At 61.0% G+C, this 13,063-nt stretch carries 13 protein-coding genes; 7 read left to right on the top strand and 6 right to left on the bottom strand.

The window, feature by feature from the left end:
• Positions 1-1,919: 1,919 nt before the first annotated feature.
• Positions 1,920-3,125: a DNA-binding protein gene (locus C2L66_RS29485; RefSeq protein ID WP_054933220.1), complete on the top strand. Its 1,206-nt coding sequence runs from the start codon at positions 1,920-1,922 to the stop codon at positions 3,123-3,125.
• A gap of 81 nt (positions 3,126-3,206) precedes the next feature.
• Here C2L66_RS29485 and C2L66_RS29480 read toward each other — a convergent pair whose 3' ends face one another.
• The 3 genes from C2L66_RS29480 to C2L66_RS29470 all read right to left on the bottom strand — a co-directional run bounded on the left by C2L66_RS29480 (position 3,207) and on the right by C2L66_RS29470 (position 5,516).
• Positions 3,207-4,265, bottom strand: coding sequence for a tyrosine-type recombinase/integrase (locus C2L66_RS29480; protein ID WP_060604565.1), 1,059 nt, complete (start codon positions 4,263-4,265; stop codon positions 3,207-3,209).
• A 151-nt stretch (positions 4,266-4,416) separates the two neighbouring features.
• A complete protein-coding gene (locus C2L66_RS29475; RefSeq protein WP_054933222.1) occupies positions 4,417-4,815 on the bottom strand; it encodes a DUF2471 family protein in 399 nt (132 codons plus the stop codon).
• An 86-nt stretch (positions 4,816-4,901) separates the two neighbouring features.
• Entirely contained in the window at positions 4,902-5,516 is a 615-nt protein-coding gene (locus C2L66_RS29470; RefSeq protein ID WP_060604569.1) for a helix-turn-helix domain-containing protein, read from the bottom strand.
• Positions 5,517-5,659: 143 nt separating this feature from the next.
• Here C2L66_RS29470 and C2L66_RS29465 point away from each other — a divergent pair, with 143 nt between their 5' ends.
• Both C2L66_RS29465 and tdh read left to right on the top strand, forming a co-directional pair.
• Positions 5,660-6,859 carry a glycine C-acetyltransferase gene (locus C2L66_RS29465; protein WP_060604572.1) on the top strand — a complete coding sequence of 400 codons (1,200 nt, stop codon included), beginning with the start codon at positions 5,660-5,662 and terminating at the stop codon, positions 6,857-6,859.
• Between the two features lie 18 nt (positions 6,860-6,877).
• Complete coding sequence (tdh, locus tag C2L66_RS29460; RefSeq protein WP_035998789.1) at positions 6,878-7,906, top strand: L-threonine 3-dehydrogenase; 1,029 nt, start codon at positions 6,878-6,880, stop codon at positions 7,904-7,906.
• 23 nt (positions 7,907-7,929) lie between these two features.
• On the opposite strand, the gene C2L66_RS29455 is transcribed toward tdh, so the two are convergent.
• On the bottom strand, positions 7,930-8,565 hold the full coding sequence (locus C2L66_RS29455) for a YceI family protein (RefSeq protein ID WP_054933225.1): 636 nt from the start codon (positions 8,563-8,565) through the stop codon (positions 7,930-7,932).
• 117 nt (positions 8,566-8,682) lie between these two features.
• On the opposite strand from C2L66_RS29455, the gene C2L66_RS29450 reads away from it, so the two are divergent.
• The 3 genes from C2L66_RS29450 (at position 8,683) to C2L66_RS29440 (ending at position 10,555) form a co-directional block, all read left to right on the top strand.
• Positions 8,683-9,315: a TetR/AcrR family transcriptional regulator gene (locus C2L66_RS29450; RefSeq protein WP_060604574.1), complete on the top strand. Its 633-nt coding sequence runs from the start codon at positions 8,683-8,685 to the stop codon at positions 9,313-9,315.
• Positions 9,316-9,337: 22 nt separating this feature from the next.
• On the top strand, positions 9,338-9,814 hold the full coding sequence (locus tag C2L66_RS29445; RefSeq protein ID WP_060604579.1) for a nuclear transport factor 2 family protein: 477 nt from the start codon (positions 9,338-9,340) through the stop codon (positions 9,812-9,814).
• 213 nt (positions 9,815-10,027) lie between these two features.
• Positions 10,028-10,555: a hypothetical protein gene (locus tag C2L66_RS29440; protein ID WP_035998800.1), complete on the top strand. Its 528-nt coding sequence runs from the start codon at positions 10,028-10,030 to the stop codon at positions 10,553-10,555.
• A gap of 7 nt (positions 10,556-10,562) precedes the next feature.
• On the opposite strand, the gene C2L66_RS40865 is transcribed toward C2L66_RS29440, so the two are convergent.
• Positions 10,563-10,856, bottom strand: a complete 294-nt coding sequence (locus C2L66_RS40865; RefSeq protein ID WP_148654601.1) for a hypothetical protein — start codon at positions 10,854-10,856, stop codon at positions 10,563-10,565.
• Positions 10,857-10,887: 31 nt separating this feature from the next.
• On the opposite strand from C2L66_RS40865, the gene C2L66_RS29435 reads away from it, so the two are divergent.
• Complete coding sequence (locus C2L66_RS29435) at positions 10,888-11,757, top strand: LysR family transcriptional regulator (RefSeq protein WP_054933261.1); 870 nt, start codon at positions 10,888-10,890, stop codon at positions 11,755-11,757.
• A 15-nt stretch (positions 11,758-11,772) separates the two neighbouring features.
• Here C2L66_RS29435 and C2L66_RS29430 read toward each other — a convergent pair whose 3' ends face one another.
• Positions 11,773-12,759: a zinc-dependent alcohol dehydrogenase family protein gene (locus C2L66_RS29430; RefSeq protein WP_060607010.1), complete on the bottom strand. Its 987-nt coding sequence runs from the start codon at positions 12,757-12,759 to the stop codon at positions 11,773-11,775.
• Positions 12,760-13,063 lie beyond the last annotated feature (304 nt).

Here is a 13,063-nt window from a genome sequence, read left to right as displayed (position 1 = left end):
GCGTCGAGTCGGGAAGAGATTTTGCGAAAGCATACCGGCTGTGGTGATGCACGTCTATAGCGCCTCTCTCACCTACGTTGGGTGAAATCAGTTTACCCCGCCCGACTCACCAGGAGCGGGTCCCGCAAACCCTCACCGTTCAACGTCAGAAGCCTCTGCTGGCGACGTTGATGGTCGCGGACCAGGCGTAAACGCCGTCAAACTAGCCGCACCAGAAGCCGGCAAATTCCTTCCTGAAGATTCTCACCGTTGCGAGCGTCGCAAATCTGCGACGCCGGTTTGGGTTGCCAGCGCCACCGGGAGACAGCCCGGACAAGCGCGCGCTGTTAAGACGTGCCTCGCTCGCTGCGCGCTGGGTACTGTCGGAATCGAGGATCCACTTGTACATCGCGCGGTTCAACTCGCCGTCCGTCCGGCGTGCTCCCGTCCATCATCTGGAGCAACGTCACCCGTCCATGAATGGCACCCTGAAGGCGGAATGTTAAATCCGGGCACCGCTAGCACCCTTGGCGATCGGTCATCAGACAACGCACCGAGTACCGGGCCCCCGAATACTCTCACCTTTGGCATCGCTCAAGCCGAGATCCGGCGGTATTTCGCGTCCTACTGATCAATCGTTGACGGGAAAATGCTCCCGTATGTTCTCACCTGGGCAGCGATCGCTCGTCATGAATGAATCGGTCCGCAACAGTCCCTCAGCCCCCGAATATCCTCACCTTTTGACAAAAATCGACGAAAAGCCAATCAATTTAGGCACTTAGCACACATCGATTTGCCCGATCGATCGGCAGGCAAGGCGACAACCTCCTGAAAAGTCTCACCTGTAGCGAGTCATGACGTAAACCCGTGCCTAAAAACTGGACAAACCGCACTCCCGAAAAGCCTCACCTGAGCAAAACCGCAGGGTGATCGACGGATCGCGTCGGACCGCACCGGCACTACGTTCGGCGGGAATTTTTGCAGAATTGGTCCCGCATTTCCTCACCTTTTCGCTGCAATCGACGCCTAACACGTCCCGTAACATCTCACCTTTCGGCTTTCCGCCGCGATTCTGGCCCAAGATATGCGTACATTTTGGGTGTCCCGAATCCGCTCACCCTTGAAATCCGGGTGGCTGCAAACATCGAAAGGAAGAACACTTCCACTCCCGTAAAACCTCACCTTTGTGCATCGCATGCCCAAGATCGGCTCAAAATGACTCCCCCGCCCCGAAAAATCTCACCTTCGCCCTTCGTTTTCTCCCGTGATGGCTCACCGAGGGCTCGCCGGACTCGTAAAATCGCCTCATATCGCGCCCGAGCCGTCCTCCTGAATCCCCTCACCACGCTTGCGCAGGTGCAAAATCGAAGCAACCAGCGTGTACGGGCCGCAATCAACAGATGACTCCCGAAAACCTTCACCTAACATCAGCGGCCACTATCGGGGCGCTCCCGAAGCCACTCACGATCTTTCCCGGGCCGGCTCACCCGTGTCCCTGAACCTCATCACTCAACTATCCTGCCAAAGCTCACCATCCGTCCCGTAAACCTTCACCTGATCGGGCGCTGCGCCTTATCCAGTAAGGCTTCTGACTGGCGTTAACGTCTTTAACTAGGGTTCAAAGGTGTTTACTTTTATTACTCTCAACGAGACGCCCCGTGAGCTTCCGCAAATACAACAAGACCCAGATCCAGAACGGACTGTGCCTCCGTGAAACAGTGCCAAAACATCTTGCTAGCACCTAAACATATTTATTAACAACGGCTTAGCAGGTATTCTTCGATTTGTTTCACGGATCAACCGTCGCCGTCGACACCGATGCGCCGAATTTGTCTCCATCTGATCGAGTGTGGCAAGAAAGACGCACCCAAACGAGAAAACGTAACGAACACTACGTAAATTGTTATGATTCGTCGAATTCACGTAGCGTAGAGACAATCATGAATCTGGACGAAGAACGCCAAGCTATCCGACAAGAACTCGATACACTGCGTGCCAATGGGGCCCGTCGCCAGGAACTGTCCCTTCACGCCTGCAAACGCCTCTTCTTCGACCTCGGCATTCGTCCTTCAATGGCTGCCGTGCGTGACTTGACGCAAACGGGCAGCGCCAGCGACATCCCGAAAGACATCGACAGTTTCTGGGAGCGGATTCGCTCTGCCTCCCGCGTACGCGTCGGCGCCGGCGTCATTCCCAAGGCGTTGGAAGAAAAGGCGGGCGAACTATTGGGCGCGCTCTTCGAAGATGCGTTGTCACACGCCAAGGCATCGCTCGATCACGAACGCCAGGAACTGCATGCGTTGCGCGCCGCGGCCGAGCGCGATTCTCACGAAGGCAAGATTCGAAAAGAAGTTTCTGAGGAAGCTATACAGCGCAGCGAGGCACGCGCCGACGCCGCCTGGGAACGCGTGCGTGTTCTTGAGACGCAACTTGCCTCAGTGAACACCAGCGGATCGGCACATCAAGAAGGATTGAAGACGTCCGTGCGCCGGCTGGAAGCTGAGAATGAATCGTTGCGCAAGCGTCTTGATGCCGAACAGTCGACGAACGCGGGGCTGCGCGACCGTATCGATGGGTTGCACGCCGAAATGCGGCAAAACGCCGAGCATTACGCGCAACAGATCAAGGATGCCGTGGCCGAGGCCGAGCGTCGCGTCAAGCCGATGCTCGTGGAACTGGACTCCTTGCGTGCGATGGCTGCGACGTATCAGACGGGGGTGCGCGATGCGAGCCGGAAGGAATTCGAATTCATCCAGCAACTGGCGGCTGCCAAGGCGAGGGGCGACCGGCTGGAGGCGCAACTGCGCGAACAATCTGACGAACTCGATCTGCTGACGCGCCAGATGACTGCGTTGCGCGCCCAGCAAAGCATCGACCCAGCCGTTGCGGAATTGCTCTGTCAACTGGCAAGTGCGGGCAGGCTGAGCACGCAGGAATTGGATTCGATCGGAACGGCCGCCGATGGACACGTTGCCGTACCGGCTCGCTGTCCGAAATGCGCCGAAGGTGAACCGGAGCTTTCACAGGTCGATCACCGGTATGAGCTCCTTTGTCCCGAATGCGAGCACTCGTCGGGAACGGGCGGCTCGCGCTTGGCTGCCGTGACACGCTTCATGGATACGTCGCAAACTTCGGCGTTGAGCTGATCGCCAAACGCACTAGTTTCTCTGAAAGCGTTCGAGGTGAGCGTTTTCGGGGAACCCAAGGTGAAGGTTTACGGGAGCCGCTTATCTGCGGTCCCGCGTGGGCCCGGCGTCTTCGGCAGACGTTGGTGTTTCCGCAACGTGCGTTTCGGCGTAGAACTTTTCCTGGTCGTTCCACATCTTCCACGCGCGATGCAATCGATTCGCGGAAACAGCTTGCGCGAATCCGAGCCATTGTCCGACCACCTCCGGCTCTACCCCGCTTTCGAACAGATCGGCAGCGAACGAGTTACGCAACGTGTGCGGACTTGCGCGTGCTTCGCGCGATCGACTGATTCCGGCCGCTTCGACAAGCGCGTCGACGGCACGAAGCATCGTCGCCTTATGCATTGGACGGCCCGAGGGCGAGGCGGGGAAAACCAGCTCGCCGGGCAGTTCCGCTTGCTTGCGCTCGTCGAGCCAGGCATCGAGAACGGACACAGCAAAGGGTGCGAGCCGTGTTCTCCGCGTGAACAATGGATTGGCCGCGTCGATCACCACCCACGGCGAGCCCGCTGTCACGCAATGAATCGAGATCGTGCGCGCTTCGCCTGTTTTGATACCGCCGCCAAGAAACACAGCTATCAAAGCGCGATCGCGGCGCTCGCGCCAGCGTTGGGCCGACGTCAGTTCACTCACGGGCGAAGAAAGATAAGCGATCAAAGCGGATCGCTCGGCAATGGTGAGAAATCCTGTCGGTTCGTTGTCGCGCGCGTTACGCCATTCTGCTTCGCCATCCTGAGCAATGAATCGTGCGGGGTTGGTCGATGCAAGTTCGATCTCGCGCACATGGTCGAGTACGCGCTCGATCAACCGGAGATATCGAGCGCGTTGCGGCTTTCGGATCGACAATCCGCCGACGAATTCCGCTATCGCACCCATGTCGACCGTCACGAGATTCTTGTGACGCGCCTGCAGCCATTCGAGAAAAAGGCCCCACTGCGCGCGATACACCTCCGCTGACGAATGGCGAAAATTTTGCCCGGCGAGCCACGCATCGAACGCGGCGCGGGGATCGATCAGCCAGTCTTGGCGTTGGGTATCGAATAGATCCGCACTAGGGGCGGATAGACCAGTGGGGCCAACGGGATCGGTGGAGACCATAGTCAGTTTTTCCGTTAGTTGCATGGAACGATTGTAGTCGGCCAACGGGCGGGATATTTTTGTGTCGGAAGGCGTCCTGTTGGGCAAAGCGGGCAGACTTTGCGCGCATAAACTCCCGCCGCCCTCCGATCACGGCGACCCTCAATCAACGTCATCCGCCCCATGCTCGCCCGGCGCCGCGATCGTTGCTCGCAACCCGACTTCGGGTTGTTGACGCCTTTGACTTCTCCGCGGCGTCGTAAGCCGCGACAGCGAACGCAAACACAGCCGGCAACGCATTCGACCTGCCGAAATCGACGGGATCATCGGTCTCGGGGAACTGAAAGTCGTCAGGCCTTTGAAACAACCCAAGCAACATGGGATCGTGCCGGCTGGCAAAACCCAGATCGGCGAGCGCTTCCGCTTCGATCGCATGCAGAAGCCGCCACGTGAGCGGCACCTCCTGCACGATGTATCGCGACGCAATATGCCGGACGATATGTTCGAGGTCGCGCGCCGCGGACTTGAAGCGCAGCGCAGCCAGATCCTGTTCCTTGTTCAGTTCGTTCATTCTTCGGCTCCATCGGACTGCGTATACTGTACAAACATACAGTATTGGCTGCAAGCCAGGTGTACGCCGAAGACTTACGAGTCCGGCTAACCGTGAATGACGACCAGCAGGGCTTTGGCCTCGCCTTTCCCAGCGTTACGGATGGCATGTGGTTCATCGGCGACGTAGCGTGCGGTGTCGGCGACTTTCAGGCGCTTCGTGGTGCCCGCCGCTTCGATATCGATCAAGCCGTGCAGCACGGTCAGATGCTCGCGTGTCCCAGGCTCGTGGGCGCTCGACACCAACGCACCGCCGGGTTGGAGCGTCAGTTCGTACCATTCGAATTTTCCCGCCAGATCGATCGGCCCCCACACGCGCAACTGGTATCGCGCGTCGTGGCCGCTCAGCGTCGGAATCTCATGCGGGCCGGACACGGCAATCGGCTCCGGCGCTTTCTGCGGCGCAAACAGCGAATCGAGACTGACGCCCAAAGCATTCGTCAGCCGCCACGCGACGGCGATCGTCGGATTCGCCTTGTCGCGTTCGATTTCCGACAGCATCGATTTCGACACCCCGGCCGCGCGCGACAGATCGTCGAGTGTCATTTTGCGTTCACTGCGCAACCGTTGAATCTGCTCCCCAACGCGCGGCGGCGCCGCCACCGACTGTGCAACCGTTGCCGCCGTAGACGACGAACTCCTGCGCGCTCCCGAACTTGCCATTTCCTGACCTATCGTTTAGAGTTGTTCGACATATCGAACTTTAGTTCGAAAAAACGAAAATTTCCGATAAAACTGAAGCCGACTATAACAGGCCGCCGCGCCGCATGGTGCGCTGCAAAGCCGGCCATTCAAGGAGCCGTTCCATGCGTGACCCCTTCCTCGCGCATCTGCGCAGCACGCTCGACCAGATTCGCGCCGATGGTTTCCACAAGACCGAGCGCGTGATCGCCAGTCAGCAATCGTCTGATATCCGCCTCGAAAGCGGCGCCGAGGTGTTGAACTTCTGCGCGAACAACTATCTTGGCCTCGCCAACGACGCGCGCCTGATCGCCGCCGCGAAAGACGGGCTCGACCAGGACGGCTTCGGCATGGCGTCGGTGCGTTTCATCTGCGGGACGCAGACCGTACACAAGGATCTCGAACGTGCGCTGTCAGCGTTCCTCAAGACGGATGACTGCATTCTCTACTCGAGCTGCTTCGATGCAAACGGCGGCCTGTTCGAAACGCTGCTCGACGATAACGACGCCATCATCAGCGACGAACTGAATCACGCGAGCATCATCGACGGCGTTCGGCTGTCGAAAGCGAAGCGTTACCGCTACAGGAACAACGACCTCGCCGATCTCGAAGCGAAGCTGCGCGAAGCGGATGCAGCAGGTGCGCGCTTCAAGCTGATCGCGACGGACGGCGTGTTTTCGATGGACGGCATCATTGCCGATCTCGCGGGCATCTGCGATCTCGCGGACCGCTATGGTGCGCTCGTGATGGTCGACGACTCGCACGCCGTCGGCTTTATCGGCGAACACGGACGCGGCACGCCCGAGCATTGCGGTGTGCTCGAACGCGTCGACATCATCACGGGTACGCTGGGCAAGGCGCTCGGCGGCGCATCCGGCGGCTATGTCGCGGCGCGCCAGGAGATCGTTGATCTATTGCGGCAGCGCTCGCGTCCCTATCTGTTTTCGAACACGCTGACGCCGAGCATCGCCGCCGCATCGCTCAAGGTGCTCGAACTGCTCGCCAGCGACGAAGGCAAGCAGTTGCGCGAACGCGTGCGCGCAAACGGCGCGCGTTTCCGTCAGGCGATGAGCGCGCACGGTTTCACGCTCGTGCCGGGCGAACATCCCATCATTCCCGTGATGCTCGGCGACGCGCAACTTGCATCGAACATGGCCGACGCATTGCTCAAGGAAGGCGTGTACGTGATCGGCTTTTCATATCCTGTCGTGCCCAAAGGCCGCGCGCGCATTCGCACGCAGATGAGCGCCGCGCACACGGCGGAACAAATCGATCGGGCCGTCGACGCATTCGCGCGCGTCGGCCGTTCGCTTGGCGTGATCTGATACGGGGCATCACCAGCAATGAAAGCACTGGCAAAACTCGAACGCGCACCGGGCCTCACGTTGACCCGTGTGAAGAAACCCGAAGTGGGCCACAACGACGTGATGATCCGCATCACGCGCACGGCTATTTGCGGCACCGACATCCATATCTGGAAGTGGGACGACTGGGCGCAGAAAACCATTCCCGTGCCGATGCACGTCGGTCATGAATATGTCGGCGAAATCGTCGAAATGGGCCAGGAAGTGCGCGGCTTTTCGATCGGCGACCGCGTGTCGGGCGAAGGGCATATCACCTGCGGATTCTGTCGCAACTGTCGCGCGGGACGTCGGCATTTGTGCCGCAATACCGTTGGCGTCGGCGTGAATCGCGAAGGCGCGTTTGCAGAATACCTCGTGATTCCCGCCTTCAACGCATTCAAGATTCCGCCCGAAATCTCCGACGATCTCGCCGCGATCTTCGATCCGTTCGGCAACGCGACGCACACGGCGCTGTCGTTCAATCTGGTTGGCGAAGACGTGCTGATCACGGGCGCGGGACCGATCGGCATCATGGCCGTCGCGATCGCAAAGCACGTGGGCGCCCGCAACGTTGTGATCACCGACGTCAACGATTACCGGCTGGAACTCGCGCGCAAGATGGGAGCGACACGCGCCGTGAATGTGTCGCGCGAATCGCTGCGCGACGTGATGAGCGATCTGCACATGACGGAAGGCTTCGACGTTGGCCTCGAAATGTCGGGCGTGCCGAGCGCATTCACGTCGATGCTCGAAGCGATGAACCACGGCGGCAAGATCGCGTTGCTCGGCATTCCGCCTGCGCAAACGGCGATCGACTGGACCCAGGTCATCTTCAAGGGCCTCGAAATCAAGGGCATTTATGGCCGCGAGATGTTCGAGACCTGGTACAAGATGGTCGCGATGCTGCAAAGCGGGCTGGATCTTTCGCCGATTCTCACCCACCGCTTCGCCGTCGACGATTACGAACAGGCGTTCGCGACGATGCTGTCGGGCGAAAGCGGCAAGGTCATCCTCGACTGGACCGTCTGAGACAGCGCCGCGTACCGACAGAATCAACTCGCGCGCGGCCGCGCAGCCTCTGTCTGAATGATGACGTGAATATCGTCGCCCACTGCGGGATACCACGTCGTCAGACCAAACTTCGAACGGCTGAACTGGCCTTCCGCTGAAAAGCCGAGCGTATCGGCTTTCGTCAGCGGGTCGACGCCGTAGCCATTGAACGTCACATCGAGCGTAACGGGCTGCGTCACGCCGCGTATCGTCAGGTCGCCCGTCAGCTTGCCGCGTGCGTCGCCCGTGCGCTCGAAACGTGTGCTGACGAAGCGGATCTGCGGATTGCGCTCCGCGTCGAGCATATCCGTCCCCTTCACCATCTTGTCCAGCAGCGGAACGTTCGTGTCGATGCTCGCCGCGTCGATCGTCACCGCGACCTGGCTCTTGTCGAGCCCACCTTCCTTCCAGTCGAGCTCGCCCGCCACGCGGTCGAAGCGCATCGTGAAGCGCGTGTACTTGAAGTGATCGACGTTGAACGTGACGCTCGTGTGATGCGGATCGAGCTTGTACTCGCCCACAGGCACGCGCGCTTCCGTTTGCGTGACCGTGTGCGTGACGACCTGCAACGGCGTACATGCGCCCAGCGCCGCCGCAATCGCGATCGCAGACACGGCACGGCGAAAAACGATGCTCATGACACTCATCCTTTTGAACGATTCTCCAACACGATAATGCCTGAAGCGCCGAAGCGACTGCAAATGCGAAGCGGGCGAATACTTGACGAAGGAGAATGATCGTTCTACCCTTCGCGCATGGCTACTCTCGACGACACGACTGGCAGCGCGCGTGAGCGTCTGCTCGACGCCGCCGAAGCGCTGATTTACGCGGGCGGCATTCACGCAACGGGCGTCGATGCGATCGTCCGGTTATCGGGCACGGCGCGCAAAAGTTTCTATACGCATTTCGAATCGAAAGATGCGTTGGTGGCGGCCGCGCTCGAGCGGCGCGACGAACGCTGGATGAACTGGTTCATCGAAGGAACGCTGCGCCGTGGCAGGCATCCGCGCGCGCGCATGCTGGCAATGTTCGACGTATTGCGCGAATGGTTCCTATCGGAAGATTTTCATGGCTGCGCGTTTCTCAACGCCGCCGGCGAGATCGCTTCGCCTGACGATCCCATTCGCGTGGTCGCGCGCGAACACAAGGAGCGCCTGCTCGACTTCGTGCGCACGCAATGCGACGAGTACATCGCATCGACGGGCGGCGATAGCCGGCGCGCAGCGCGGCTGTCGCGGCAGTGGCTGATCCTGATCGACGGAGCGATCGGCGTCGCGCTCGTGAGCGGCGACGCCGATGCCGCGCTCGACGCGCGCGCCGCAGCCGGGCATCTGCTCGATTCCAACAGTGCAAGCACCCGCTCGTCCAATGGGCGAGCGTCCACCTGACGCAGTTCAACGAGGAATCATCATGGCCGAAATCGAAAGACGTCCTCCCGTCCCGCCGTTCACGCGCGAGACGGCCATCCAGAAAGTGCGCGCCGCTGAAGATGCATGGAATACGCGCGAGCCCGAGCGCGTATCGCTTGCTTACACACCGGATAGCAAATGGCGCAATCGTGCCGATTTCCCTACGGGGCGTCCGGAAATCGTCGCGTTCTTGCAGCGCAAGTGGGCGCGCGAACTCGACTACCGCTTGATCAAGGAACTGTGGGCCTTCACCGACAACCGCATCGCCGTGCGCTTCGCTTACGAATGGCACGACGATTCGGGTAACTGGTTCCGTTCGTACGGCAACGAGAACTGGGAGTTCGACGAGAACGGACTGATGGCGTATCGCCACGCGAGCATCAACGACAAGCCGATCCGCGAGGAAGAGCGGCTGTATCGCTGGCCGCTGGGTCGTCGTCCGGACGATCATCCGGGGCTGTCCGATCTGGGACTGTAATCCGCCGTCATATCGACGGTGAACGCGCGCATCGTCGCGTTCACCGAACCGTAACCGTTGATTCGCTATCGTCGGCGTCTGCGCGTGTAATGTCGTTCCGAGCGCACACTCCATCTCGCTGCAAGATTTGTGGGGTAGAGTGCGCGACTGGAGAGGAGTTCGACACTAATCGCGACATTCAGACGCCGGCGCGCGACCGGTTGCGGAGAGCACATGCCGTTTGGAAAGATCAAGAACAAGATTCGTCGAGCATGCGTGGCGGCAGCGTTAGCAGGCGTCGGTTTGATGGGCGCGTCGGGCGCGCAGGCGGCCGACTGGTGCAGCGGCGGCGTGTGGGTCGATGCGATGCTCGGCTCATATCACATCGACCCGGACCCGGGCACCGACTTCGAGCAGTTCAATCCTGGTCTTGGCGTCGAGTGCTGGCTCAACGGGCAATGGGCGCTGACGGCGGGCGGCTTCCGCAATTCGTTGCGTCGTCCATCGTGGTACGGCGGCGGTGTGTGGGCACCCGAATTCGTGCACTGGGGCTTCATTCGCTTGGCCGTGATGGGCGGCATCATCTCCGGCTACAACTACGGCAACTGGGGCCTTGGCCACAATCACACGGTCGGGCCGGTTGCCGCGCCTATCGTGATGGTCGAGTACAAGCGCGTTGGGGCAAATTTCATCGTGGTCCCGCCTATCCCTTCCGACAACCTGCCTTTCACGATCGGGTTTCAGGTGAAGGTGAAGTTCTAGGATCGGTTCACTCGTCGCGATGGGTGAGGCTTTTCGGGAGCACACGTTCGGTGAACGGACGACACGACAATTGCATCACCTGACGCCCCAAAATCCCGCGATAAAGGCTGGAAAAGCACCCGCGGCATTCAAGCCGACAGTCTCGCAACCAGCATGCGCCGATCAAAGGTGAGGTTTTGCGGGATGCCGGATACCCGTCCGATGTGCTCCCGAAACCTCTCACCTTCGCGAGCAACTGTGCAAATCCCGCGAGCACGACGATCACCGCAAGCCCGCCGACGCCGTTCATAATCGCAGGCAACGCGACTCCTCGCATGCGGCTGACGACGTCTATGAACGATTCGAAACTGGACTGGAGCGACGTGCGAATCTTCCTTGCCGTCGCGCGCTGCGGCACGCTGGGCGCGGCCGCGCGCCAGCTCGGACAGACCCAGCCGACCATGGGCCGGCGTCTGCGGGCGCTCGAGGAAGCCGTCGGCCACACGCTGTTTCAGCGCACGGCTGAAGGCTTCGTGCTCACCGACGAAGGCCACGCCGTGCTGACCTACGCCGAGCGCATGGAAGAAGAAGCGCACGCGTTCATGCGTTCGCTTGCGGGCAACGAGCAGCAACTAACGGGCGCGCTGCGCGTGTCGTCGTCGGACTGGTACGGCATCCATGTGCTGACGCCGGTGTTCGCCGGATTCCTTGCGCGCCATCCGCAGATGTCGATCGAACTGATCACCGATTCGCGCCGCTACAACCTCGCGCGCCGCGAAGCCGATCTGGTGTTCCGCATCACGCCGTTCGACGAACCCGACGTCATCCAGCGCAAGCTGATGCATATGGATTACGCGCTCTATGGGCGCATCGATCTGGTCGCGCCCGCGCGCGGTGATGGCGCAGGCCAGTCGCTCATCACCATGGATACCGCGTTCGGCGAGTTGCCCGACGTCGCGTGGATCCGGCAGATGCTGCCGAACGCGCATATCGCGTACGCCAGCAACAACCGCGGCGTGCAGGCGCGCATGTGCGCCGAAGGCGGCGGTTTTGCGGTGCTGCCCTGTCCGCTCGGCGACAACACGCCGGGCCTGCGGCGCATCGATCTGGGCGAAGCGCCGCCCGGCCGCGATGTTTGGCTTGGCTACCATCGCGACCTGAAACGTCTCGCACGTCTGCGCGCCTTGCTCGATGTCGTGATCGAGCGGCTCGCGAACGTGTGAGCCGACCCGCCAACCTCATTCGATTTCAACCACGATCTTGCCGCGCGCGGTGCGCTCCGTGATCGCGTCGTAGGCACGTTCCGCCGATCCGAGATCGAAGCGGCGCGGATCGAGATGCGGCGCGAGCTTGCCCTGTTCGACAAGACGCGTCGCCTCGGCCAGCATCTCGCCGTGATGCGCGCGATGCTGACCGGTGAGCAACGGATGCAGCGTGAACACACCGGAATACGTGGCCTCGCGGAACGACAGCGGCGCGAGCGCATGCGTGCCCCAGCCGAGCGCGCTCACGACGTGCCCGAAATGCCTGACGGCCGCGAACGATGCATCGAGTGTTGCGCCGCCGACGGTATCGACGACGAGATCGAAGCCTTCGCCGGCGGTCAGTTCGCCAACATACTGTTCGACCGTGCGCGCCGCATAGTCGATCGGTGCCGCGCCGAACCGCGCGACGACATCGTGATCGCGCGCGCTCGCCGTCGCGAAGACCTGCGCGCCGAGCGCGCGCGCCAATTGCACCGAGACGTGCCCGACACCGCCCGCACCGCCTTGCACGAGCACGGTTTGACCGGCCTGCAAGTGGGCGCGGTCGACGATGCCCGCGTACGACGTGATAAACGCGAGCGGCAACGCGGCGGCTTCGCGCATCGACAGATTGGACGGCTTGCGGGCGAGCAGTTGCGCGTCGACGGCCGCATATTGCGCGAGCGAACCCTGAATGCCGCCGACACCGCCCGTCATCCCATAGACCTCGTCACCGATCTTCAAGCGCGTCACGTCCGCGCCGAGCGCGACGACCACGCCCGCGAGATCGATGCCGAGCACCAGCGGCAACGGATGACGCGCATGCGCGGCGCTGCCCGCGCGAATCTTCGTGTCGAGCGGATTGAGGCCGCTCGCGCTGATCCGCACGAGCACCTCGCCGCGCGCCGGTTCGGGAATGGGCATCGTCGTGGGCACGAGGGGACCTTTGTACTGGCTGAGAACGAGGGCTTGCATGGACATGTCGGGCTCCGGCAGAAGATGAACGCAGTTGACGGAAGACATGATCGGCGAACCCAGAACCCTGGTAAATCAACGATTTAGCACGACGACCAAACAGAAATGCATGGCCATGGACATGCCAGCGCGGAGCGCAGTTCGTTACCTGGGTCTGCGAACAGAAGACAGCGGCAAGCGTGACGCGTGGCGCAAAGGTGAGAATTTGCGGGAGCGAGCGAAAAGCCCTGGGAACGCGCCGCGCTGCAAAATGCAAACCCTTGATGGATAAGGCTTTGCGGGCATCGTCAAAGAGCTGGCGATGAGTGCG

The sequence above is a fragment of the Paraburkholderia caribensis genome (assembly GCF_002902945.1).
GTDB lineage: Bacteria > Pseudomonadota > Gammaproteobacteria > Burkholderiales > Burkholderiaceae > Paraburkholderia > Paraburkholderia caribensis.
The sequence above is the reverse complement of the archived record's forward strand: the minus strand, read 5'-3'. Positions and strand labels throughout refer to the sequence as shown.

Bases quoted from the DNA above. Each gene is read 5' to 3' on its own strand.
- C2L66_RS29485 (WP_054933220.1), top strand. From the start codon at position 1,920: ATGAATCTGGACGAAGAACGCCAAGCTATCCGACAAGAACTCGATACA.
- C2L66_RS29480 (WP_060604565.1), bottom strand. From the start codon at position 4,265: ATGGTCTCCACCGATCCCGTTGGCCCCACTGGTCTATCCGCCCCTAGT.
- C2L66_RS29475 (WP_054933222.1), bottom strand. From the start codon at position 4,815: ATGAACGAACTGAACAAGGAACAGGATCTGGCTGCGCTGCGCTTCAAG.
- C2L66_RS29470 (WP_060604569.1), bottom strand. From the start codon at position 5,516: ATGGCAAGTTCGGGAGCGCGCAGGAGTTCGTCGTCTACGGCGGCAACG.
- C2L66_RS29465 (WP_060604572.1), top strand. From the start codon at position 5,660: ATGCGTGACCCCTTCCTCGCGCATCTGCGCAGCACGCTCGACCAGATT.
- tdh (WP_035998789.1), top strand. From the start codon at position 6,878: ATGAAAGCACTGGCAAAACTCGAACGCGCACCGGGCCTCACGTTGACC.
- C2L66_RS29455 (WP_054933225.1), bottom strand. From the start codon at position 8,565: ATGAGCATCGTTTTTCGCCGTGCCGTGTCTGCGATCGCGATTGCGGCG.
- C2L66_RS29450 (WP_060604574.1), top strand. From the start codon at position 8,683: ATGGCTACTCTCGACGACACGACTGGCAGCGCGCGTGAGCGTCTGCTC.
- C2L66_RS29445 (WP_060604579.1), top strand. From the start codon at position 9,338: ATGGCCGAAATCGAAAGACGTCCTCCCGTCCCGCCGTTCACGCGCGAG.
- C2L66_RS29440 (WP_035998800.1), top strand. From the start codon at position 10,028: ATGCCGTTTGGAAAGATCAAGAACAAGATTCGTCGAGCATGCGTGGCG.
- C2L66_RS29435 (WP_054933261.1), top strand. From the start codon at position 10,888: ATGAACGATTCGAAACTGGACTGGAGCGACGTGCGAATCTTCCTTGCC.
- C2L66_RS29430 (WP_060607010.1), bottom strand. From the start codon at position 12,759: ATGTCCATGCAAGCCCTCGTTCTCAGCCAGTACAAAGGTCCCCTCGTG.